The 25,207-nt window shown below is 37.4% G+C and carries 15 protein-coding genes, 1 tRNA gene and 3 pseudogenes; 8 read left to right on the top strand and 11 right to left on the bottom strand.

Annotation, left to right across the window (positions count from 1 at the left end):
* Positions 1 to 24: 24 nt before the first annotated feature.
* Positions 25 to 234: pseudogene (locus tag MF1_RS07145) on the bottom strand (hypothetical protein).
* A gap of 64 nt (positions 235 to 298) precedes the next feature.
* Entirely contained in the window at positions 299 to 688 is a 390-nt protein-coding gene (locus MF1_RS07140) for a hypothetical protein (RefSeq protein WP_342212007.1), read from the bottom strand.
* 1,735 nt (positions 689 to 2,423) lie between these two features.
* Between MF1_RS07140 and MF1_RS02420 the strand changes: the two genes are divergently transcribed.
* The 3 genes from MF1_RS02420 (at position 2,424) to MF1_RS02410 (ending at position 5,822) form a co-directional block, all read left to right on the top strand.
* Positions 2,424 to 2,498: transfer RNA gene (locus MF1_RS02420), tRNA-Glu, on the top strand.
* A gap of 567 nt (positions 2,499 to 3,065) precedes the next feature.
* Positions 3,066 to 4,280 carry an NADP-dependent isocitrate dehydrogenase gene (locus tag MF1_RS02415; RefSeq protein ID WP_161510377.1) on the top strand — a complete coding sequence of 405 codons (1,215 nt, stop codon included), beginning with the start codon at positions 3,066 to 3,068 and terminating at the stop codon, positions 4,278 to 4,280.
* 114 nt (positions 4,281 to 4,394) lie between these two features.
* Positions 4,395 to 5,822, top strand: coding sequence for an MFS transporter (locus MF1_RS02410; RefSeq protein ID WP_161510376.1), 1,428 nt, complete (start codon positions 4,395 to 4,397; stop codon positions 5,820 to 5,822).
* 35 nt (positions 5,823 to 5,857) lie between these two features.
* On the opposite strand, the pseudogene MF1_RS02405 reads toward MF1_RS02410, so the two are convergent.
* The 7 genes and pseudogenes from MF1_RS02405 to ssb form a co-directional block, all read right to left on the bottom strand.
* Positions 5,858 to 7,063: pseudogene (locus MF1_RS02405) on the bottom strand (MFS transporter).
* A gap of 1,249 nt (positions 7,064 to 8,312) precedes the next feature.
* Positions 8,313 to 8,779 (bottom strand): annotated as a pseudogene (locus MF1_RS02400) (tRNA-guanine transglycosylase).
* A 639-nt stretch (positions 8,780 to 9,418) separates the two neighbouring features.
* On the bottom strand, positions 9,419 to 9,931 hold the full coding sequence (locus tag MF1_RS02395; protein WP_014924199.1) for a peptidylprolyl isomerase: 513 nt from the start codon (positions 9,929 to 9,931) through the stop codon (positions 9,419 to 9,421).
* 22 nt (positions 9,932 to 9,953) lie between these two features.
* Positions 9,954 to 10,544, bottom strand: coding sequence for a peptidylprolyl isomerase (locus MF1_RS02390; protein WP_161510375.1), 591 nt, complete (start codon positions 10,542 to 10,544; stop codon positions 9,954 to 9,956).
* Positions 10,534 to 11,052 (bottom strand): pantetheine-phosphate adenylyltransferase, encoded by a 519-nt coding sequence (coaD, locus tag MF1_RS02385; protein ID WP_014924201.1) that lies wholly within the window; start codon positions 11,050 to 11,052, stop codon positions 10,534 to 10,536. The genes MF1_RS02390 and coaD overlap by 11 nt, the downstream gene beginning before the upstream one ends.
* A gap of 22 nt (positions 11,053 to 11,074) precedes the next feature.
* Entirely contained in the window at positions 11,075 to 13,852 is a 2,778-nt protein-coding gene (gene gyrA / locus MF1_RS02380; RefSeq protein ID WP_042995589.1) for a DNA gyrase subunit A, read from the bottom strand.
* Between the two features lie 232 nt (positions 13,853 to 14,084).
* Complete coding sequence (gene ssb / locus MF1_RS02375) at positions 14,085 to 14,603, bottom strand: single-stranded DNA-binding protein (RefSeq protein WP_011179516.1); 519 nt, start codon at positions 14,601 to 14,603, stop codon at positions 14,085 to 14,087.
* Positions 14,604 to 14,939: 336 nt separating this feature from the next.
* Between ssb and uvrA the strand changes: the two genes are divergently transcribed.
* From uvrA to MF1_RS02355, 4 genes are all read left to right on the top strand, one after another.
* Positions 14,940 to 17,831, top strand: a complete 2,892-nt coding sequence (gene uvrA / locus MF1_RS02370) for an excinuclease ABC subunit UvrA (RefSeq protein WP_161510374.1) — start codon at positions 14,940 to 14,942, stop codon at positions 17,829 to 17,831.
* A gap of 296 nt (positions 17,832 to 18,127) precedes the next feature.
* Complete coding sequence (locus MF1_RS02365; protein ID WP_014924204.1) at positions 18,128 to 18,466, top strand: P-II family nitrogen regulator; 339 nt, start codon at positions 18,128 to 18,130, stop codon at positions 18,464 to 18,466.
* 56 nt (positions 18,467 to 18,522) lie between these two features.
* The gene (gene glnA, locus MF1_RS02360; protein WP_014924205.1) at positions 18,523 to 19,932 is read left to right on the top strand and encodes a type I glutamate--ammonia ligase; all 1,410 of its coding nucleotides are present in this window, start codon (positions 18,523 to 18,525) and stop codon (positions 19,930 to 19,932) included.
* A 156-nt stretch (positions 19,933 to 20,088) separates the two neighbouring features.
* Complete coding sequence (locus tag MF1_RS02355; protein ID WP_161510373.1) at positions 20,089 to 20,634, top strand: hypothetical protein; 546 nt, start codon at positions 20,089 to 20,091, stop codon at positions 20,632 to 20,634.
* A 43-nt stretch (positions 20,635 to 20,677) separates the two neighbouring features.
* On the opposite strand, the gene MF1_RS02350 is transcribed toward MF1_RS02355, so the two are convergent.
* Together MF1_RS02350 and MF1_RS02345 are read right to left on the bottom strand one after the other, a co-directional pair.
* The gene (locus MF1_RS02350) at positions 20,678 to 21,463 is read right to left on the bottom strand and encodes an ATP12 family chaperone protein (protein ID WP_014924207.1); all 786 of its coding nucleotides are present in this window, start codon (positions 21,461 to 21,463) and stop codon (positions 20,678 to 20,680) included.
* 592 nt (positions 21,464 to 22,055) lie between these two features.
* Positions 22,056 to 23,039 carry an RluA family pseudouridine synthase gene (locus tag MF1_RS02345; protein ID WP_161510372.1) on the bottom strand — a complete coding sequence of 328 codons (984 nt, stop codon included), beginning with the start codon at positions 23,037 to 23,039 and terminating at the stop codon, positions 22,056 to 22,058.
* 212 nt (positions 23,040 to 23,251) lie between these two features.
* On the opposite strand from MF1_RS02345, the gene MF1_RS02340 reads away from it, so the two are divergent.
* Positions 23,252 to 25,039, top strand: coding sequence for a glucan ABC transporter ATP-binding protein/ permease (locus MF1_RS02340; protein WP_161510371.1), 1,788 nt, complete (start codon positions 23,252 to 23,254; stop codon positions 25,037 to 25,039).
* Positions 25,040 to 25,207: the final 168 nt, after the last annotated feature.

Below are 25,207 nucleotides of genomic sequence, written 5' to 3'. Positions count from 1 at the left end.
GAATCCCTTCAACATAAATATCATCTAAAGAAATTGCTGTCCAAATGCCAAACTTGTCAATAAAGCTAATTTATGAGCGAAGTCATTTCCCCCAATATCAAAAATCGTATCAGCTTCGGCATAACCGAGTCTCTATGCATCTGCCAAACAATCTTTAAATGAAAGACCTTCAGTAAATATGCGTGTTAATATATAGTTGCAGGTTCCATTTAGAATGCAATAAATTCCTGACATATGACTACTGGAAAGTGATTCTTCCATCGCTTTTATAACAGAAATTCCACCCGCAACGGCAGCTTTAAAATGAAGAAAAGACGTTTTTCTTCTGAATGAAAGCAAATTCCATCTCATGTTTAGCCAGAAGAGCTTTATTGGCAGTAACAACATGATTCCTCACCTCAAGCGCTTTCTCAACAGCTCCATGCACAACATCTAATTCACCTCTAATTAACTCAACAAAAACGTCAATTTTACCAGATACTGCCATTTCTACAAGTGAATCAAACCATTTGACATCACCCAAATCAATTCCACGGTTACGATCTTTATCATGCGTGCTAACAAGCAACAACTTTGATTGGTCTTTCACAGTAGGAAGCCAAACTTTTTGCTTTTTCACGTAAAATCCGAATACTGAAATACCAACCGTACCGAGGCCTCGAATGCCAATTTTTAAGGCATCTGCCATTTTCTCACTGTTTATCTTTTATTTTCACTGAAAAACATCTAAGTGATACACAAATCAACGCAAACAATTTTTATAATCAAATACAATTCAAAGAAGTTATCTGCTCTATTCAACTCAACTTTTTTCTAGTACAATAAAAGCCGCTTGTTCAACAGAAATTCCTCAAGAACATGAATATTCATATTTTTCAAAAACTAAGAGTCCCTCTAAAAACAACTGATCCAGATATTGAAAATTGGCAATAAACAGGTAAAATTCCCTCAATTTTTAACATCGCATCTCTTTAGTTATATATCTTTCAAACGATAGTAATAAAAAAACATTAAACTTTTAATGCATATGTAAAAATAACTGATTTAAAATAGAAATGTTCTATAATCTAAAGAAAATTTTATAAAAAACAAAATGATAAACCATCCATTGCTTAAGAAAAAAACCTTTTCTACGATTCTAAAATTGAAAAATTTTTACATATAAACTATAAGCGACTACAGACACTCTCAATGAGAAATTTCAAAATTTATAGATCTGGATTATCTTTAAAAAATTGGATAAAAAAAGGCTTTACTTTTTAGCAAAAAAAAACTTTGTCAGAGAAATAAAAAAACAGCGCGCTAGAAAATATCGATGACTTGATTAAGCACAAATAAAAATATCTTATCCGATTTAACAAGCATTGAAACAACAACATTCGCGTATATGGTAAATGAACAGAATAGATAGAATAAACTGAAAAAGAATACAATACCACAACCACATCTCTTCCTCCCATTGTATAGTTTAAGCTTTTTCAGAAATATCTTTTTTAAACTCAAAGTCTTAATGCCCTATGTGGATAATATCTAAATAGAGCCTGACATCAAAGCAGAACATAATCCTTGACTTGTGGAGAATCCAATCCTGAAATATTGCAAAATTTAGAAGAACGAAAAGATTTTAGCCTCTAAACATTTGACATAAACTGAATCGACAAAACTTTGAAATTTTAGCAAATTACCGTAGCACATACTTCAATCAACTCTCCGCATACAGAATAACTTTCAGACAAAGATTGTTCAGATATTAAGTGAAGAGCAAGCAAGAAGCCTTAAATTTTTCCCAAATTTTCTTATTCAGGCATGGAGAAAGGAATATGAAAATAAAGTGATTATTGACTTCTGCCTGGCTCAATCTGCTTCAATGGTTTTTTGTTTTTACAATACCCATTCTCTTTCATTTTATTAAACGAATCTACAGCTAGCAGAGAGACAGCTTTTACACCATTACATCATTTATTAACTTAGCAATAAGCGCTGTCGTTCTATTTCAATAAACTGCTCTGAAAGAGCTTTTTGCTTTACTGAAAATCCCAGACAAACACTCTTTTTCGAAATCTCTTTAAGCAAGTAAAACAATAGTTTCACCACGCACACACTCCACAAAAAACAGTCAGATGACACAAAAAAATTCACAGTACAGCAAAATCCTGCTGATTTTATCCTTTTCTTCTATTCTTCAAATCAGAAATAATAAAAAAGGAGCATTCAATTATGGTAGTTCTAACATCAAAACTTGCATCAACCGTTATAATCGCTCTCTACATTTTCTCATGCACAACTCTAAAAAAATAATCCTGCCGAGAAGTAATATAGACGTACTCAGAAAATAATTTAATAAAACATTGTTTTTTTCAAAAAAATTACGTAGAGGGCTTGCGAAGTAAAAAGATCCTCTCTATAAGCCTCATCATTGGTTTGCGCCCATCGTCTAGCGGTTAGGACGCCGCCCTTTCACGGCGGAAACAGGGGTTCGATTCCCCTTGGGCGTACCATGCTCTTTTTTATATCACTTAATGTATTGATTTTATTTATCTTGTTAAAGATAATAGATGTGTCAATAACAGTGAGGAAATAGGATTTTCAAACGTAGCTCTACAAATGCGTTCTTTTTTACCAGCCTTGCCTAATAATTTTTTTTAATTCTGCTAGGTTCTGTTGTGAAAAATTATCCAAAGTTCCAACAAATATACCAACAATTTGACGGCTAAAAGAATCAGCAAGTTTCATTTTAAAAACTTTACGACAAGCATCCATTTCTTTTATTAAAAGGCAAAAGGCATGCTGTTTCTTGATCTACAGCAGACAGCTCTATGATCTTTTTTTCCATTCCAACTAGTAAATACTTTTTGTCAATCTTTAAAGAAGATTAAATGCTGCAGATGCACCTCATTCTCAGCCATATCTGCAAGACATGAGTTCTTCAATAAATTTTACATTTTATTAAGGAGATATTCTAACCCTATCACATTAAATGCCCCTCTATCATCCCTGTTTTTCCTTTTCATTATAAGTCTGAAAGTGCTATAAAATAATATCACTTGAACGAAAAAGGATTTCTAATGGTAAAGATCAAAGTGCAAAACCCCATTGTTGAAATTGATGGGGATGAGATGACCCGTATCATCTGGAAATATATCAAAGACAAACTGATCTATCCTTATCTCGACATTGACCTTAAATATTACGATCTTTCTGTCGAAAATCGAGATACAACCAATGATCAAGTAACTATCGATTCTGCGAATGCTATCAAAAAATATGGGGTTGGTATAAAATGTGCAACCATCACGCCTGATGAAGCACGAGTCAAAGAGTTTAACCTAAAAAAAATGTGGAAATCACCCAATGGCACGATCCGCAATATTTTAGGGGGAGTCATTTTTCGCGAACCGATTATCTGCAAAAATGTCCCACGTCTCGTTCCTAACTGGACCAAACCAATTATTATCGGACGTCATGCTTTTGGTGATCAGTATAAGGCAACTGATTTCAAATTTCCTGGCAAGGGAAAGTTAAGTATTAAATTTATCGGCGATGACAATCAAGTTATCGAACATGATGTTTTTGACGCCCCAAGTGCAGGGGTCGCCATGGCTATGTATAACCTTGATGAATCAATTTGTGATTTTGCTCGAGCATCTTTTAATTATGGACTACAGCGGAATGTTCCAGTCTATCTTTCAACAAAAAACACCATACTGAAATCTTACGATGGCCGTTTTAAAGATATCTTTCAAGAAATATTCGATGCTGAATTTAAAGCTGAATTTGAAAATCGTAAATTACATTACGAACACCGCCTCATTGATGACATGGTTGCTTCTGCACTTAAATGGTCAGGTGGCTACGTGTGGGCATGTAAAAATTATGATGGTGATGTTCAGTCTGATATCGTTGCTCAAGGCTTTGGTTCCCTTGGTCTTATGACTTCTGTTCTCATGACACCAGACGGTAAAATTGTTGAAGCAGAAGCTGCACACGGTACAGTGACACGCCATTACCGTCAGTATCAAAAAAATGAAGAAACATCAACAAATTCTATTGCATCTATTTTTGCATGGACACGTGGCCTGACGCATCGTGCCAAACTTGATAACAATGAGAAATTAAAAAACTTTGCCACAACATTGGAAGAAGTTTGTATTAAGACTGTTGAAGAAGGTTTTATGACCAAAGATCTCGCACTTTTGATTGGACCTAAACAAAAATGGCTTTCTACAACAGGCTTCCTCGATAAAATTCATGAAAATCTCAAAAAAGCAATGGGTAATTAAAAATTTAATTTAAATTCCAAAGCTCTGCGAAAGGAGAGCTTTGAATCTTCCCTTGGCAAATTCAAACAACTACCTTATAAATAGAGAAGGTCAATTTTTATAAATAGTAAAAAAGTGAAAAAACAAAACTGGTCTGCGCTTTTATCGGGTGAGAATGGTATTCGCTTTTTAACGTTTACAGGTGGTGTTATATTACATGCTACCAATATTTACGTTGTTGTTACTATTTTGCCCTCTATTATGAATGATATTGGCGGTGAGCTGTATTATTCGTGGGTAGCTACTGTCTTTATTACAGCATCACTCCTTGGTACTTCACTTGCAACAAAAATATTGGGGGAAATAGGTCCTCGTAAAGCCTATGTTATCTCTGGTCTCATCTTTACCGTTGGCACTTTTATATGCAGCATTGCTTCGACTATGCCCCTATTTTTAATAGGGCGCTTTGTTCAAGGATTCGGAAGTGGTTCTCTTCTATCCTTATCCTATTCCATGGTACGTATTATTTTCAGTCCATCTTTATGGTCACATGCATTGAGTATTATCTCTGGAATGTGGGGAATATCGACCTTGTTAGGACCAGCTATCGGCGGCATTTCTGTACAATATGGCATATGGAGAGCATCCTTTTGGATCATTGGCTCATTAGCAATAATTTTCTCACTCATAGCTTTTAAAGTTTTGCCGAAAGAAAATAAAAACTATGTTCAAATATCTCCACTCCCGCTTCCACAACTCCTCACACTTACCTTATTGATTTTTATCATTTCTGCCGGGGGAACTATAGATACACCAGTTATCAAAATCTGTGGGTTAGTCATTGGATTAAGTCTTCTCTTTGTTCTCGCAAAAATCGAATCATCTACACTTCATCCTATGTTGCCACGTAAATCCTTTTCCTTCTCTTCTGAGCTTTTTCCTGTTTACGCATTGATCCTCATTATGACTATTGTCGTGTATAGTATAGAGCTTTATTTTCCACTTTTTCTTCAAGAGCTCCATGGACAAGCCCCACTTATTGCTGGTTACATAGCAGCACTCATGAGCTTCGGTTGGACATGTGGTGCCCTATCAAGCGCCGGTATATCCGTAAAAAAAATTCACAATATCATTGTTTATTCTCCCATATTAAACTTATTAGGCATAGGCATTCTTTTATGGCTCATTCCAACAGAAGTCTCTGCACCTGAATATATTTTTATCATTTGCTTAGCATTGTTTGCTATCGGAATGAGTGCTGGTATAGCATGGCCCCATTTGTTAACACGAATCTTACAATGTGCAAATGATGAAGATTCTCTGCGTGCCAGCGAATCGCTTACCTCTGTACAGCTATTTTCAGCTGCGTTGAGTGCAACACTAGCAGGAATAATCACAAATCTTGCTGGACTTTTTAATCCTGGAGGAATAATAGGAGTAATTTTAGCAGCAAAAGCTCTTCTTGCAGCACTCATCAGTCTTTTATTTTGTCTTGGTATCCCATTTGCTCTACGTGTTTCCTATAGCATATTTAAAAATCCAACTGGACAATCAAATGACTAGATAAATGAAAAATACTCTTTCTTTTCAAGAAACATTCATAGCTGAGAAAAATTTTGATCATGCTTTTCCACATACTAATAAGAAACAAAAAAACCAATAACCTACAGAGAGTTATCACCCAAGAACAGAAATATATTCATAACTATAGCCTAATTTCAAAACTCATGCTCCAATTTCTACCCCAAGCAATATTAAAAGCAGATTGCATTAATGCTCCCGCCAAAATCTGTCCATGTATACAACATCCATAATTTTCGGTTGTCTAGAAGAAGGCATAGCTGCAAAAGAATTAAATTACCGACCAAAAAACATCCAAATACTGCCGTTAACAGAGTATAGGGCAGAAAGAAAAAAATAAATGTGCTCCAAAGCATAGCAAAAAATATCATCGGTGAAGTGTCAACTTTAACGGCAAATTAGACCCTAAAAGATTACCTACAACCATTCCCAACCAACTAACGGCATAATGAATGGCACCTAATCAAGAAAAACATCAGAAACATGCATTAACATCGACTTAATATAAGTGAAAACAGAAAATCATTCTGATGCTCCCAACCGAAACCATCGCCAAGAGAAACAAGACCTGCTTTTGCTTTAATACACCCGCTTCACGCAGAGGATTGATTTCTTGAGCATTCGAAACAGAAGGTAAGAACGCCCTAATAAGGAAAAAGCATAATAAAGTAATAGCACCCATAAGGATAAAAGCAATCTGCCAACCAAAAATCTATCCAATCCAGGTCGCATCTGGTGCTTCAAAAACGGTCGCAATTGTTAAACCAAGCATAACATACCCAAAAACTTTGGAACGTTCATTCATTTGTACCATTAAAAGACACGACCATAGCCAAAAACCCAAAATAGATGCTATATAGAAGGCCACTGATAAGCCGCAACGCTACTGACATGCTAAAGTTAGAAAAAGGTACTGGCAATATTTGTCAACGCGTAAAAAAATATCAATCCTATAAAACAGTTTTGCGTGATAACTTGGCTGTTGCAACCGCTAAAAAGGCGCTCCGATCACAACGTCCAACGCATACGAAATATATTGACTAGCTGTAAGAGTATTAATATACGAACTTCGTGCCATCTCCGGCTATAGCCCTATTGCAACAAACTCTGCAGTATCAATAGAAAAACTCCTCACTGCAAGAGCTAAAATTGTCAATTGTCAAATGCCGTGTTCTCGAATCGATTCCAGATACAAGAAAATTTTGTTTGTGAGAATCCTTCATACCACCACTTCTGTATAGAACTTTTAACCATAAATATCTGTAATACGCAGAAACAAAAATTCAAAACATTGTGACACTTATACTGAATAATCCCTAATATAAAGCTTTAAGAATATCTTGATATATGAAGCATTTTATGAAGTTTTAAATGAGATTCCTTAATGAAGAATTTTTGAATACCTAACAACTATAAATTTATCTACCTATTTTACAAGCTCAATAAGATAACGAACTCTGTTTCCTTTTTCCACTTCGAATTTTACAGTGAAACCTTTATTGTGAGACGGTATACTGAACACTCTAACCATTTTTAAGATTTTTTGAATAACGAATTTCGAATGAGTGAATAAGATGTCACCATTAGCTAGAGAGAAGTGCAAGATATTTGCCGATTTTACCATTTTTTGTCTGTATGAAATAATTGATTATCTTCAATTTGATAACCTATAATTTTTACTGCTAAGCCATTTTCATAAATTCTCTCATGGTCTTCTAAAGCTGTTCATAATTATGTTGCTTCTTGTATTAAACAATTCTATTTTAGAGTGATTTATCTATAAGAATTTTTTATATATTGATAATTTAATTATCTAATATTAGTAGAAAATATTCTAATTTTATTTCAAATAATAATTTATTAAATCAATATAAAATTAACTTTTAAATATTGTAAATAATTTATTTTTTACTTTATTTTATATTACAAGATTTTATTTAACATATTATTTACATTTAGCCGTCAAAAACAAAAACCACCCTATAAAAATGCAACTTTTATACTTCTTTAAGGGTTCGCTAACTCCTCATTAACATTGTTGAGCTAAACAATAACAAAAAACAAACTGTTTTTCTCCGGATCAGGTAGTGCGTACCGGAGTAACAGTTTATCCCTAGTATCAACCTTCGCATAAGAAATATGTACTAGTAAAACTACGCATCTATTTTTTAAAGGCAGTGTAGTTTTATACTTTTGGAAAAACATTTCTCACTTCATACTTTTAATAAAAGTTTTTGATACAAAAATAAATTGAGCAACCTGGAAAAGGTAAACTCCATAATAAAGCCAATACTTTATCGCCCTTGTGTCCATAAAGCGCATGTTTCAGCACAAAAGTCAGCATAACAGCCTGCTTCAATGGCTTCACAAATTCCTTACATAAGTTTTTGACAATAAAAAGATTATTCCAAGTTAACAACATACCACCGAGAGATTCACCAGATTTAATCAAATGATGCAAATAAACCACAGCTATAAATCACATGCAGCAGAACAAAGTGACTGTGGATCAAGAGGATATGGATCCTCTACATAACGCGCATTGCACAAATTAATTCTACCAAAGCGCGTAAAAGCTAAACCATGGTATCCCACACGCGTCGGCATAAAACAATCAAACATATCAATACCACAAGCAACACTTTGTAAAATATCATCAAGTGTTCCCACCCTCATGAGATAGCGGAGCTTATCCTCTGGCAAAATCGGACAAATAGAATCCAAAAAAGCTATCATAGCACTTTGCGGTTCACCAACTGCAAGCCCTCCAATAGCATACCTTTCAAATTCATTTCTTTTAATGCTTGGGCAGAACGTTCACGTATTTTCACATTTTCACCGCCTTGAACAATACCAAACAACGCTTTGTTTGGCTGATCACCAAAAGCTGTTTTACAACGCTGTGCCCACCGCAATGAAAGCTCCATAGCAGACTTCATTTCTTTTTCACTTACAGGTAATGCTATACATTGATCTAGCTGCTGCATCTGGATAAATGCAAAACAATGATAAGAAGCAATTAATCCTGTAAAACTGAGTGGTTTTGAATTAGCTAATCGTGCTCAGATTACAAGAGTAGTACTTGGATAATAAGCACTCAAGTTTTGGTTTTGCTTGTCAGCGGACTTTGTATAATTTGACACTAGATTTTGCACAAATTCATTTTTTAAAAGAGCTCTCGAGGATTCTTGAAATACCTTTCAAACCCTTCTTCCTCTTTTTTTCTGTCAAAATCTAATTTGATACAATACTCATTAATGGCAGAAAAAAACTCATAAAAACAATGAATTACAGCATATCCCTATTTCATCTCTTCTCATCAATACAAAACATGGCGCCAAATTACATTGAGCATTAGGGTATGCGGTTGACAACAATAACAAACAGCATGCTACCAGTTTTCACTGCACCTAAAGACAATAACACTTGATATGGACAGCAAAAAAGCAAATATAGAGCAGTCGGAAACTCTTACAGAGATAAAAATCGCAACGCTTTATCTTTACCATATTCAAAACAACAATCAAACGTAAATATCCTCACTTGCCGATCTTACAGTTGAAACCAATAAAGGTATACTATTTCGTATCCGCAGCAACTGTGGCCTTAATAATTGCATCGGGATCTACAACAGGTTCACCATGCTTAATTTTATCGACATTTTCCATACCTTCAATAACTTGCCCCCATATAGAATATTGACGATCAAGCCAAGGAGCATCGGCAAAACAGATAAAAAACTGCGAATTAGCTGAATCAGGATTTTGTGAACGTGCCATAGAAACCGTACCACGCTTATGCGAAAGATTAGAAAACTCTGCTGGTATATTGGGATAATTGGAACCACCCGTACCAACACGTTTAGGATCAAAATTCGCACTGTCCTTCTTCCCAAACTGCACATCACCAGTCTGTGCCATAAAACCAGAAATAACACGGTGAAATACAACATTGTTGTATGCACCCTCCTTTGTTAACCTCCTGATTTGTGCAACATGCCTAGGTGCTAAATCAGCAAAAAGTTCAATAACAACTCTGCCCTTCGTTGTTTCAAGAATTAAAGTATTCTCTAAATCTTTAATCTCGGACATACGGCTAACTCCCTTTGAATTATTACTCAGCTTGTAAAGTAGCAGCATTAATAATATCAGGATCTTTTACAGATCCATTATTACTTGTGGTGCCTTTTTTAATTTTATCAACAACATCCATTCCCTTTACAACTTCTCCAACAACAGTATACTGACCATTTAAAAAAACAGCATCATTAAAACAAATGAAAAACTGAGAATTAGCTGAATCAGGATTTTGTGAACGTGCCATCCCAACAGTACCACGCTTAAATGGCTGCTCTGAAAACTCTGCTGGTATATTGGGATAATTGGAACCACCCGTACCAACACGTTTAAGATCAAAATTCGCACTGCCCTTCTTCCCAAACTGCACATCACCAGTCTGTGCCATAAAACCGGGAATAACACGATGAAATACAACATTGTTGTATGCACCTTCCTTTGTTAACCTCTTGATTTGTGCAACATGTTTTGGTGCTAAATCAGGCCGAAAGCGAATAACCACTTCACCATTTTTGAGAGATAAAACAAGAATATTAGAATTATCAGCTGCCTTAGAATCATCTGCCACAGCACTCGATGAAAAAAAGCAAAAAATACATGTCAAAACAGCAAAAAGTTTAAGAGACACAACCATTTTCCCTTGAAAATTGAAATTTTAAGTGCAAAGCTCGTTCAACATTGGGAGGTACAAAGGCTGATACATCACCTCCCATAGAGGCAATCTGGCGCACCAAGGTAGAAGTTATCGCACGCCCTGAAACACTCGCCGGCAAAAAAACAGTTTGTAATTCAGGAGCCATAACACCATTCATCCCCGCCATTTGCATTTCATAGTCAAGGTCAGTGCCATCACGTAACCCACGAATAAGAAATGAAGCACCAATTTCACGCGCCTTATCAATCAAAAGAGTATCAAACGAAATAACCTGTAATCGATCAGGACCTATACTTAACAAATCTTTCCCTACCTGGGTAATTAAATCAACACGTTCTTCAAAACTAAAAAGTGATTTTTTTTTAGCCTGCATGCCTATAGCCACAACCACCTTATCAGCCAAAACAAAACTGCCTTGCAAAATAGCAATATGACCATTTGTAAGAGGATCGAAGGAACCGGCATAAAGAGCAATTTTCATTATTTTCTCGGCCCCTTCAGAATTATTTTTCTTCGCTCACATCAACCGTATCAGAATGCTTTCCAGCTTCATCATCTAATTGGCTAACATCATCTTCAGATTCAGAAATACGCTCAACTGATACAACTTTTTTACCCTCAGCTGTATTGAAAATTTTCACCCCCTTCGTCGAACGACCACCTATACGAATACCATCCACAGGGACGCGAATAAGCTGCCCCCCATCTGACACCAACATAATTTGATCTTGTGCCTTCACCGGAAAAGCCGCTACTAATTTACCAATTTCAGCCGTCTTAGATGGATCTGTTGCACGAATCCCTTTTCCACCACGTCCAGAAATCCGGAACTCATATGAGGAAGACCGTTTTCCATAACCAAATTCACTCAATGTTAAAAGCATTTGCTCACGAGCATTAAGCTCTGCATAGCGCTCATCTGTCAACTCTGTTTCGGTTCCCACGTCATTTTCATCAAGAGTTAAAATATCTTCAGCATCTGCACCAGCAGCACGCCGTTCATGAATCACACGTTTAATATAGGCAGAACGCTCAACCGACGTCGCCTCAACATGCTCTAAGAGAGTCATCGAAATGACTTTATCACCATTAGCCAAATTAATACCACGTACCCCTACCGAATTACGACCTGCAAAAATACGAACCTCAACGACTGGAAAACGAATACATTGTCCATTAGCGGTTGTTAGAACAACGTCATCATGTTCCGTACAAGTTTCTACAGAAAGAATTTCATCTTCCTCATCAAGTTTCATTGCAATTTTGCCATTGCGATTAACCTGAACGAAATCTGATAATTTATTACGACGCACAGTTCCACGCGTAGTTGCGAACATCACATCCAATGCGCTCCAACTCGCTTCATCTTCTGGCAAGGGCATAATAGTTGTTATACGCTCACCTTGCTGTAAGGGAAGCATATTGATCAGAGCCCGCCCGCGCGATTGCGGTGTACCAATAGGCAAACGCCAAACTTTTTCCTTATAAACAATTCCACGCGTTGAAAAGAAAAGAACCGGTGTATGGGTATTAACCACAAACAAATGTGTTACAAAATCCTCATCCTTTGTAGACATACCAGAACGCCCCTTACCACCGCGGCGCTGCGCACGGTATGTATTGAGAGGAACCCGTTTAATATAGCCACTATGACTCACCGTTACCACCATATCTTCCGGTGCGATCAGATCTTCACAATCCATCTCAGCGCTACCAAAACCAAATATAGTGCGTCGAGGAGTTGCAAAGGCTTCGCGAAGAACATTTAGTTCATCTTTAACAATGCTCATAATCCGTGAACGTGATGCCAAAATATGAAGATAATCCGCAATATCCACTCCAATTTTATTCAATTCATCAGCAATTTCATCACGTCCAAGCGCTGTTAACCTTTGCAAGCGCAATTCCAGAATAGCACGTGCCTGTTCTTCAGATAAATTATAAGTATTATCCCCATAGATAATATGACGAGGATCATCAATAAGTTTAATCAAAGACGCCACATCAGCAGCCAGCCAGCGCCGCTCCATTAACTGTGAACGCGCTATCTGTGGATCAGATGCTTTGCGAATGAGCGCTATAATTTCATCAATATTGGCAACAGCAATTGCAAGACCGACCAAAACATGCGCCCTTTCGCGTGCTTTACGCAAAAGATATTTTGTTCGCCGACTAACAACTTCTTCCCGGAAAGAAACAAATGCACGAAGCATATCAATCAACGTCATCTGTTCAGGTTTTCCTCCGTTTAACGCCACCATATTACAACCAAAGGAAGTTTGTAGCAGCGTATAACGATACAATTGGTTCAAAACAACTTCTGCAATAACATCTTTCTTAAGCTCAATAACGACCCGATACCCATCACGATCAGATTCATCACGCAAATCAGAGATTCCTTCGATGCGTTTATCACGCACCAATTCGGCCATTTTCTCAATCATCGTTGCTTTATTAACTTGGTAAGGTATTTCGCTTACAATGATTGCCTGTCGACCATTGTGCATTTCCTCAATATCAACTTTAGCACGCATAATAATTGAACCACGTCCCGTTTCATAAGCCGAACGGATACCGGAATGACCAAGGATAATACCACCAGTGGGAAAATCAGGACCAGGAATAATTTCAATTATTTTATCAAGTGTTATATTGGGATCATCAATCAAGGCGATACAAGCATCAACAACTTCACCAAGATTATGAGGAGGAATATTAGTTGCCATTCCCACGGCAATACCACCTGATCCATTGACCAAAAGATTAGGGAAACGCGCTGGTAAGACTACGGGTTCACGATCACGTCCATCATAATTATCTTGAAAATCAACAGTATCTTTATCAATATCCGCTAAAAGCTCTTCTGAAACTTTTTCCAAACGACATTCTGTATAACGCATCGCCGCAGGCGGATCGCCATCAACAGAACCAAAATTCCCTTGACCATCAATCAATGGATTTCGTAAAGAGAAATCCTGAGCCATACGAACCAAAGCATCATAAATTGAAGCATCTCCATGAGGATGGAATTTTCCCATAACCTCACCAACAACACCCGCAGACTTACGATACGGCTTATTGAAAGCAAGCCCCATTTCATTCATGGCATGAAGAATACGCCGATGAACAGGTTTAAGACCATCACGTACATCAGGAAGGGCACGTGAAACAATCACGCTCATTGCATAATCGAGATAGGAGCGTTGCATTTCATCAATAATACTGATTGGTTCAATACCGGTCAGCACATCACGTTCTGGTAGTGGATTAAAATCGGTCACAGCTTTAAGACTTTCAAAAAGAATCACTCTACTTTTTATATATCGAAAAATACATAAGATGCCAATTTCTCCCCTACATCAGAGAAGAAATTTAATAATAATTTTCAATATGTTATTTATTTATGTTAAAAACGGCGAACAAAATCAACAAGACCTGTTTTTTTGAACTTTAAAAACCTGAAACGAACAACCAAAAAATACAAAAAACAATAGCAATACGCCTTAAGTATCATCAAAAAGGTACATCATCATCTAATTTGTGTGAAAAGCTTTCTTCCGATTGGCTATTGTTTTGACCAAAAACATTTCTCTGATTTACGCCACTGTCTCCAAAACCACTATTGACATAACCGCCGCTCGACTGGTTTGCTCCTTGCATTTGCTCTCCCCCAGTTACTCCACGCCCATCAAGCATTTGTAATTCACCCCGGTATTTTTGCAAAACAATTTCTGTTGTATAACGGTCATTACCATTTTGATCTTGCCATTTGCGCGTTTGCAACTGACCTTCAATATAGATCTTACTACCTTTTTTTAAATATTGCTCTACAACTTTGACAAGGTTTTCATTAAAAATAACAATATTATGCCACTCCGTGCGTTCTTTACGTTCATTTGTATTACGATCGCGCCAACTTTCTGAAGTCGCAATACGCAGATTTGCAACTTGATCACCAGAATTCAAACGGCGGATTTCAGGATCGGCACCAAGATTACCAATCAAAATAACTTTATTAAGGCTACCAGCCATCTCATAAACTCCAAAGTCTTAATTTGCAAAACACTCTCTTTATGCAGTCAATTACCATCTTGATCTTACCATTTGCGCATTTACCTCTGCAATTGACCTCAATGTGGATCTTGCCTACCCTTAATTAAACATTACATCATGTGATTATAGCAAAAGATGATAACAACGCATAGTTTATTCCATCACCAGAGAATAAAAAGCTGCTTTCTGGATCTTTCTTTCCACAGAACTTGTACTCTTTTTCCACCTTAACAATTAACCACGTTGTAATTCTAAAGGAAAAGTTTTATTCCACTTTAGATGCTTAATTTTGATCAAACATGCCAAGGATAAAATATGGCTCATCAAAAATACATCTCCATTCGCGGCGCACGTGAGCATAATCTTAAAAATCTTGATATAGACCTCCCTCGTGACAAACTGATCGTCATAACAGGGCTTTCTGGATCAGGTAAATCATCCTTAGCTTTTGATACAATTTACGCCGAAGGTCAACGCCGCTATGTTGAAAGCCTTTCTGCGTATGCACGCCAATTTCTGGAAATGATGCAAAAACCAGATGTCGACCGAATAGATGGTCTTTCCCCCGCCATCTCCATTGAACAAAAAACAACCAGCCGCAACCCCCGTTCAACAGTAGGTACTGTTACTGAAATTCACGACTATATGCGCCTTCTCTTTGCACGTATCGGTGTTCCTCATTCCCCTACGACGGGACTGCCTATCGAAAGCCAAACAGTAAGCCAAATGGTCGATCAAATTATGGCCTTATCAGAAGGTACGCGGATTTTTATTATGGCGCCCTTAGTGCGAGGACGAAAGGGAGAATATAAAAAAGAGTTAATGGAACTTTTAAAAAAAGGATTTCAGCGCGCTAAAGTTGATGGAAAATTTTATGAAATTCCTGATATTCCTCCTCTTGATAAAAAATATAAACATGACATAGATGTTGTGGTAGACCGCATTGTTGTGCATAATGACATGGCCTCTCGCCTAGCTGACAGTATAAAAACCTGTTTGCAGCTAGCAGATGGGATTGCAGTAGTTGAAATGGCAGATCAACCTTTAGCCCAAAAAGAAATCTCAAAGGAATCTGCCAATAAATCAAAAAATGAAACGCACAAACGGCTTATTTTTTCAGAAAAGTTTTCCTGCCCCATATCTGGATTTTCTATCCCTGAAATTGAACCACGGCTCTTTTCATTCAATAACCCTTTTGGCGCTTGCCCTACTTGCGACGGACTTGGCACAAAAAAGGCAATCGTCCCTAAAAAAATCATACCAAATGAAAATCTCACCTTAGAATCTGGAGCAATTGCCCCTTGGTCTAAATCATCCTCACCCTTTTCTAACCAAATCTTAGAGGCATTGGGTAAGATTTATGGATTTAAACTCACGGATAAATGGAGTGCACTCTCAGATGAAGCGCAGCAGGCTATTCTCTATGGCACAAAAAGAAAGACAATTTCCTTTGACCATAAAAGTGATTCAGGTTCACATAAAATGATCCAACATTTTGAAGGTGTTATCCCGAATATGGAAAAACAATGGAAAGAAACAGATTCTGCGTGGTCACGTGAAGAAATCGAGCGTTATATGTCTTCTTCGCTCTGTCCAGCCTGTCATGGTTATCGTTTAAAACCAGAAGCACTCGCTATTAAAATCCACGGGATGCATATTGGACAAATATCAGAACTTTCTATCTTAAAAGCAGATGATTGGTTTGCCAACATTGATCAATATCTGACTGAAAAACAACGTAATATAGCTGTACGCATTTTAAAAGAAATTCGTGAACGCTTAGCTTTTTTAAATCATGTAGGACTTGAATATCTTACCTTATCTCGAAATTCAGGCACACTTTCAGGTGGAGAAAGTCAACGTATTCGGTTAGCATCCCAGATTGGCTCTGGTCTTACAGGCGTCCTTTATATTTTAGATGAACCATCTATCGGTTTACACCAACGTGATAATGCACGCCTTCTAAAGATGCTGCATCATCTGCGCGATCTCGGCAACACAGTTATTGTTGTTGAACATGATGAAGATGCCATTCTTACTGCAGACCATGTCGTTGATATGGGACCAGCAGCAGGCGTTCATGGTGGAAAAATCATGGCACAAGGCACACCGCAAGAAATTATAGAAAATCCTTCTTCCCTCACAGGCCAATATCTTTCAGGAAGAATGGCAGTTACCATCCCTACTCAACGACGTAAAATATCAAAGACAAAAACACTGAAAATCATCGGTGCTCGAGGCAATAATCTCAAAAATATCAATGCTGAAATTCCTCTTGGAACCTTTACCTGTATAACTGGCGTTTCAGGTGGAGGAAAATCAACACTCCTCATTGAAACCCTTTTCAAAGCCGCATCATGTTATATCATGGGAAGCCATCACAGCCCAGAAAGCTACGATAAAATTGAAGGATTAGAATTTCTCGATAAAGTCATCGATATCAATCAATCTCCTATTGGACGTACCCCACGTTCTAATCCAGCAACCTATACGGGTGCTTTTACCCCAATTCGTGAGTGGTTTGCCGAACTTCCAGAATCAAAAGCGCGTGGTTATCAAGCAGGATGTTTTTCATTCAATGTTAAGGGAGGACGCTGCGAAGCATGTCAAGGTGATGGGGTTATCAAAATTGAAATGCACTTTTTGCCCGATGTCTACGTTACTTGTGATGTATGCCAAGGAAAACGCTATAATCGAGAAACACTGGAAGTGAAATTTAAAGGAAAGTCGATCGCCGATGTCTTGGATATGACAATCGAAAAAGCAGAGGAATTTTTCCAAGCTGTTCCCACCATTCACAACAAAATGAAGACCCTCATCAAAGTCGGCCTCGGCTATATCAAAGTAGGACAACAAGCCACGACACTTTCCGGTGGTGAAGCCCAACGCGTGAAACTTGCCAAAGAACTTTCACGCAAAACAACAGGTCGCACACTCTACATTTTGGACGAACCAACAACGGGGCTGCATTTTCACGATATCTCTAAACTCCTCGAAGTACTGCACGAACTCGTTGAGCAAGGGAATACAGTCGCAGTCATTGAGCATAATCTTGAAGTTATAAAGACAGCCGACTGGATTATTGACTTAGGACCAGAAGGTGGATATCGTGGCGGTGAAATTGTGGCAGTTGGACGACCTGAAGATATTATTAATGTTCCCGCTTCCTACACCGGAAAATTTCTACAAGAAATTTTGCTACGCTGATCTTTTATAAATCTTAATTCTTAAAAAAGTCTGCAAATTATAAAATACATAATGGCACGCAATAAAAAGAAGACTAAATGTCTTTATTGTATCATCCTGATTCTAATCCTCAAAGCATTTTCCTTATAAAATAACAGCATTTCATTCTATGCTGTAAAGAAATCTTTTCCCAAAAACATACAGTGATAGAATCTTTGAATTTTCCGTGCAGAAAGTATCTTTTGGCACATCTCACAGTTGTCAATATAATGTGCTGTAGTTTAAAAAGGCGAAATAGCGTTGGAGATAATTTCAGCATGAAAAAGATTGAAGCCATTATAAAACCTTTCAAACTTGATGAAGTGAAAGAAGCACTTCAAAAAATTGGATTACATGGTATTACAGTAACAGAAGCAAAGGGTTTTGGTCGTCAAAAAGGGCATACAGAACTTTATCGCGGTGCTAAATATGTTGTTGATTTTCTACCTAAAGTAAAAATTGAAATTGTTGTTACCGATGAAAAGCTGGATCAAGCTATTGATGCAATACGTAACGCAGCTCAAACAAAGCATATTGGAGATGGAAAAATATTTGTTTTTTCCATTGATAATGCCATTCGTATTGGTACTGGCAAATCGGGAATCGAAGCTCTTTAACAGCTACAAAGTTTTTCACCTTTTTTATCCACCTCAGTCCAATAAGGAAATGGAATATGATAACCGCATCAGACATTCTTAAAAAAATTACAGACAATGACATACGTTTTGTCGATTTACGCTTTACTGATCCAAGAGGGAAATTGCATCACGTCACAATCGATAATGCAGAAATCAGTGAAGATACATTTAATGATGGTGTTCTGTTTGATGGTTCTTCAATTTCTGGATGGAAAACAATTAATGAATCCGACATGGTTTTGATGCCAGATCCAGAAACAGCACATATTGATCCTTTTTTTGCTCAATCAACTTTGGTCATATTTTGTGATGTGCTCGATCCTGTTTCTGGAGAATTTTATCGCAGAGATCCTCGTTCTATCGCCAAAAGAGCTGAAGTTTATATGAAATCTTTAGGAATTGGAGATACAATCAATGTAGGTCCAGAAGCAGAATTTTTTATCTTTGATGATGTACGCTATAAAACTGACCCTTACAATACAGGATTTAAACTCGATTCAGCTGAGTTTCCATCAAATGATGATACTGAATATGAGACAGGTAATTTCGGCCATCGCCCACGGATAAAGGGGGGATATCTTCCAGTTCCTCCAGTTGATTCCTGCCAAGATATACGCTCTGAAATGCTGACAGCACTAAAAGATATGGGTGTTCGCGTTGAGAAACATCATCACGAAGTGGCTGCGGGCCAGCATGAATTGGGTATTCGCTTTGATACTCTCGTTCGTGAAGCTGATAAGATACAAATTTTTAAATATGTTGTGCATCAAATAGCAAAAAGCTACGGAAAAACAGCAACTTTCATGCCAAAACCGGTTTTCGGTGATAACGGCTCAGGTATGCATGTTCACATGTCCATCTGGAAAGATGGCAAACCAATCTTTGCCGGAAATGAATATGCCGGACTATCAGAAACCTGCTTATTCTTTATCGGTGGTATCATTAAGCATGCAAAAGCAATCAATGCCTTCACCAATCCATCTACAAACTCCTATAAGCGTTTGGTTCCTGGTTACGAAGCTCCTGTCCTTCTTGCTTATTCCGCACGTAATCGTTCTGCATCTTGCCGTATTCCCATGGGTTTTTCGCCAAATTCAAAACGCGTAGAAGTTCGTTTCCCAGACCCAACAGCAAATCCGTATTTTGCGTTTGCAGCACTCTTAATGGCTGGTCTTGATGGCATTAAAAACAAAATTCATCCTGGCCATGCTATGGATAAAGACCTTTATGATCTTCCACCAAAAGAGCTCAAAGAAATTCCCACGGTCTCAGGAAGTCTGCGCGAAGCACTTGAAGAACTCGATAAAGATCGTCGCTTTCTTAAAGCTGGTGACGTTTTTGATGATGATCAAATTAATTCTTTCATCCAAGTAAAAATGCAAGAAGTCTTGCGCTACGAAACAACTCCACATCCTATCGAATTTGATATGTACTATTCCGTTTAAAAAATAAGTTATTCTTTTCAATTAAAAAATGGAGATAAAAAATTTCCATTTTTGTGGATATTTTTCTCATCAAAGGGCACAAGTGGCTTTTTGCTCATGTGTTTTTCCTTTATAAAGTTTAGTTGAATCTTTTCAAATCAATTATTAAGGTTTCCAATGCTGCGAATTCGTTCCCTTTTCCTTATTCTTTTATGCATTACCTTTATTATCTCAATAACTCAAGCTTATACAATTACAAGCCAAAAACTTACAGCTTTTGAAAAGGCTGCTTTTGCTTACAGTAAAGCACTTCAAAATGCCGACGCCAATGCCATTTTAAATGCTATCCCTCCCCAAATCATCGACAGTTTGACTACAAAAAAGAATCTCAGCAAATCACAATTTCAACAAATTATGAAAAGCCAAATAGAACAATTAGCAGAAAATTATAAGATTGAAAGTATCCAAATCGACCAAAAGCAAAAACGTGAAGGCAAACTTGATAATGGTATCCCTTATTTCGTTATACCTGTGCAGTTTGTAACCACAACAAATGCTGGAAAAAAACGCTCTATTCAAACTGAGGTTATTGCTCTTCTTTCCAATAACCAATGGTATTTTATCCGTGGTAACGACAAAACAATTTTAAGTATAACCAGTGAAGCATTTCCAGGACTTGAAAAAATAAAAATTAATCCTCGAAAAATCACAAAAATACTGTGATTTGGAAAAGGAGCGATGCGCATAAACAGAAGAAAATTTGGCTTTATAAGCAAGTTGTAATGATTGTAGCTGCTGCATTAAACTCAGCTTTCTTATAAGCCCGGCGCGCCATTGTTTCCTCATCGGCTCCCCATTGTTCCATCATCCAATTTTCATCCAAATGTGCAATATTCCAAGCATGATCCGAATCAACTTTTCCGCCAGCAACAGCAAGAGCAATGAGAGCTGAGCCCGTTAAAGTTGTCATTGTATGAAGTGCAGCAAGCATATAAGGAGATTCAACTTTACGTAAATAATTGCTCACTGCTTGAATAGCTTCCCATGGTTGTTCAATATGCATAAGACCTTCTGCCAAATGAAAACGTGAACCAAGTTTTTCTTCTGCCCAATCCAGTAAAGGATCCCACTGTTCACATTGTCGTTGCACCAGCTCTTTTGGTGTTTGTGCGCGATAAAAAATCATATCGCATGCAACAAAACGCAATAAATCTTCAAAAACAACCTGCATATCATCAGCTATGCCATCAATAACGGTGTTAACAAGGCGTGTCATTGGCATTTTCGTTGGATCAATAACTTCTTTTTGGCTCTTAAATTCTTGCGCCACGAATGCAGCAAACACTTCTGTTGGCACAAGAAAATGCCGCTTTGCTGGCGTTTTAACTGAACATCCGTCCAAAAATACAGAAAAGCCTCCCTCCTCGCAGGAAATTTTCACTTCCTTATAAAATCGCTTCTGAAGTGGCTGGCATGAAAGCTTTTGAGTCTTCCGAATAGAATTATTTTTTTTATTCAATGACATATCAAAATGATCAAAAATTTCACGCATATTTTTTTACCTCTGATATTTTCAACAAATCTATTGATTTTTCTAGGTTCTGTACATCTTAATAAGACTTAAAATTAAAAAGCAGAGAAATGGTAACGTTTCTTTGTAAAAAACAAACATTACCAGAGAGAAGTCTTACATCAGTAGAAAAAATTGACAAAGGATTTCCGGTTTATTGAGGAAAGTTTCTGGAATTTGCATGAGCGATTAGAAACCTTCACCGTCGTTTTGTTGAAACTATTCCTTTTATTAAAAAAACAGGGGTGCAATATTGAAAGCTCCCGATTTATTAGCATCGATTATTTGTCAATATCTCCAAAAACAAAAAAACACCTCATTAGCGAAGTCGAACGCGCACCTTCCATTACTGCCCTAAACAACAAGGTTTTACGGTATAATGGGATAAAGAAACTGTAAAAAAAGAATTTGTAATAATATTCTCAAAAAAGTCATAACTAAAAAATATAATACCTTAATGACGATTGCTTACCAATCAGCTATCATTCATAATAAGCTATGCACGTATGCATCTCATCAAGTCCATATACAAAATTTGTACAGATCAAAAAAACAAGCTGCGAAACTTTTTCCACTATTCTTTATCACCATCCATTTCATTAAAAGCCAGAAGATTAAAGCTTTGTACCATATGAGGCGGTAAAGGTGCGACAATATCTAATATCCCGCCTGAAGGATGCGGGATACGAATCCGGCGTGCATGAAGATGAAGTCGATTTTGTATTCCTCTTGGTAACTTCCAATTGCTATCAGAAAAAAAATATTTTGAATCTCCAATAATAGGGTTATCCATATAGGCAGCATGCACACGTAGCTGATGTGTTCTCCCTGTATAAGGTTCCATTTCAAGCCACGAAAGAGCCCGCCCTCGGGTATCTAAAACACGATAGTAGGAAACTGCATGGTTAGAATCTGGCTCTCCATGCTCACAAACACGCATTTTATCACCTTGTGCAGTGATGTCCTTAACTACCCATGTTGAAATTTTATCCTGCTTTTTTTTAGGCACTCCCCGAACCAAAGCCCAATAAGTCTTTTTCGTTTCTCGCGCTCTAAAAGCAGCAGTTAAAATCTGTGCAGCCCCCCTTGAGCGTGCAACAATGAGCACACCTGATGTCTCACGATCAAGACGATGAACCAAACGCGGTTTTTCACCTTTTTTATTGCGCCACACCTCAAGCATACTATCAAAATGACGCGTTAAACCAGAACCACCTTGTACAGCTAACCCCGCAGGCTTATTAAAAACAAAAATTTTGGAATCTTCATAGAGCAGCATTTTTTTCAAAATGACTCTGTCATCCTGCTCACGAATTATTTTATCCGTTACAGGAAGACCCTCCTTTTCATCAACAAGTAAAGGTGGAACCCGCACAACTTGTCCTATGAGGAGACGCGTATCGGCTTTAACACGCCCACCATCCACCCTTATCTGGCCAGAACGTAGCAACTTTTGTAAATATCCAAACCCAAGTGCTGGATAATACACTTTAAACCAGCGATCTAAGCGCATTCCGCTTTCATCTGCCTCAACCTTTTTTATTTCTACGCCTGCCATGACAGAGTTCCCTTGCCATTAATTTTATTGATCTATTTTTACGTCCTATCTTTATAAACACAAAAATCCATATCCTAAAAATTAGCTTTATCACATTACATTACAATCAGTATTCAAATTTGCATTTTCTTCCTGTTTAAATTTTATTAGCTCAAAGATAACTAAAAAATAGTAACCTTTATACTTGTGATAGTTATTGGAGATAATCGTCTGTGTCCCTATTTAAAGCCTATGCTCGTGTCCTCACATACCTAAAGAAAGAAAAAAATGCTTCTCTTTTAATCTGTGCCGCTAACGTTATGTTGGCTATTATCACCATTGCAGAACCTATTTTATTTGGACGTGTCATTGACTCGATTGCAGAAAAATCAGCAATTATCCTTACCCTCACAATTTGGGTATGTTTTGGTATTTCTCATATTATTGCTTATGTCCTTGTTGCTCGCAGTGCTGATCGCTTAACACATAGACACCGCTTAGCCGTTTTAACCGAATCTTTCGAACGTATCATTGCTATGCCCTTAAGCTGGCATCAACAGCGTGGAACTTCTAATGCTCTCCATATCCTCTTGCGAGCTATAGATTCCATGTCAGCCATATGGCTTGATTTTATGCGTCAGCATCTCTCAACTCTTGTTGCATTATTCATTCTCATCCCCATAGCCTTTAACATGAATTGGCGTCTTTCAATAGTCTTGGTTGTGCTTGCCATCATCTATGTACTCATTGCACGTTTAGTGATGCGAAAAACAAAAGACGGTCAAGCCGCTGTAGAATGCTATCATCATAATCTCTTTCAACATGTTAGTGATTCAATTTCTAACGTTTCTATTGTACAAAGCTATAACCGAATAAGGGAAGAAACCTCAGCACTGCATAACTATACAAACGATCTTCTTAAAGCACAAAATCCTGTTCTCAATTGGTGGGCTCTTGCAAGTGGTTTAAACCGAACAGCCTCAACCATTTCAATCGTTTGTGTCCTTCTGCTTGGAGCTTTTTTTGTAGCAAAAGGCCAATTACGCGTAGGTGAAGTTGTTGCTTTTGTTGGATTTGCACAATTAATGATTAGCCGTCTTGATCAAATGAGCAATTTCATTAATTTAACCGTATCCTCACAAGCAAAACTACAAGAATTCTTTTCAATGGAAGACTCAACCTTTCATATCAATGAACCTGAAAATCTACCTTGCCTCCAAAATGTTAAAGGCACAGTACAATTCCACCATGTTACGTATAAATTTCCAAATTCTTCTCAAGGTGTTTTTGACATCTCATTTAAGGTTAAAACAGGACAAACTGTTGCGATTGTAGGACCAACAGGTGCTGGAAAAACAACATTAATCAATTTGTTGCAGCGCGTATACGAACCTACATTTGGACATATCTCCATTGACGGAATAAATATACGCTCTATTAATCGTGAATCCTTACGAAAATCTCTAGCAACAGTGTTTCAAGACGCTGGTCTTTTCAACCGTAGTATTCACGACAACATCTTGATAGGGAGAGCAACCGCAACAAATGAAGAACTTTATGAAGCAGCAAAAATAGCAGCTGCACATGATTTTATTTTAAAAAAAACCGATCGTTACAATACAATGGTTGGTGAGCGAGGTTCTCAATTGTCAGGCGGAGAGAAACAGCGATTAGCAATCGCACGCGCTGTTTTAAAAAATGCACCCATTCTCATTCTGGATGAAGCAACAAGTGCTCTTGATGTCGAAACAGAAGCACGCGTTAAAGATGCTCTTGATTGCATAAGCCATAACCGCACCACTTTTATTATAGCCCATCGTCTTTCAACAATTCGTCATGCTGATCTTGTCCTCTTTCTAGAAAATGGCCACTTAATTGAAAAAGGAAATTTTCAAGAATTGATCGATAAAGGTGGGCGCTTCTATAAACTCTTAAAAGCCGGTGGTTTGATAATCGATCAACCAACGATAAAAGGAGAAGATAAAAACGTGATCTCATTGCATGAAGCCATAGCATCATAGAACAGCGCTTTTCATAAGCTCGCGTAAAAAATCGCTCTCAACGTGAATATCGCAAGAATATTTCGTCGCTGCGAATCAAGGGATTTGTTGGATTGATGTAATTCATTTTTAGTGCTGCAATAGTATATACAAGATTAAGCGTTCCCAGAAAACGTTATCTCCTCAATA

The sequence above is a fragment of the Bartonella quintana genome, from assembly GCF_009936175.1.
Classification (GTDB): domain Bacteria; phylum Pseudomonadota; class Alphaproteobacteria; order Rhizobiales; family Rhizobiaceae; genus Bartonella; species Bartonella quintana.
The sequence above is the reverse complement of the archived record's forward strand: the minus strand, read 5'-3'. Positions and strand labels throughout refer to the sequence as shown.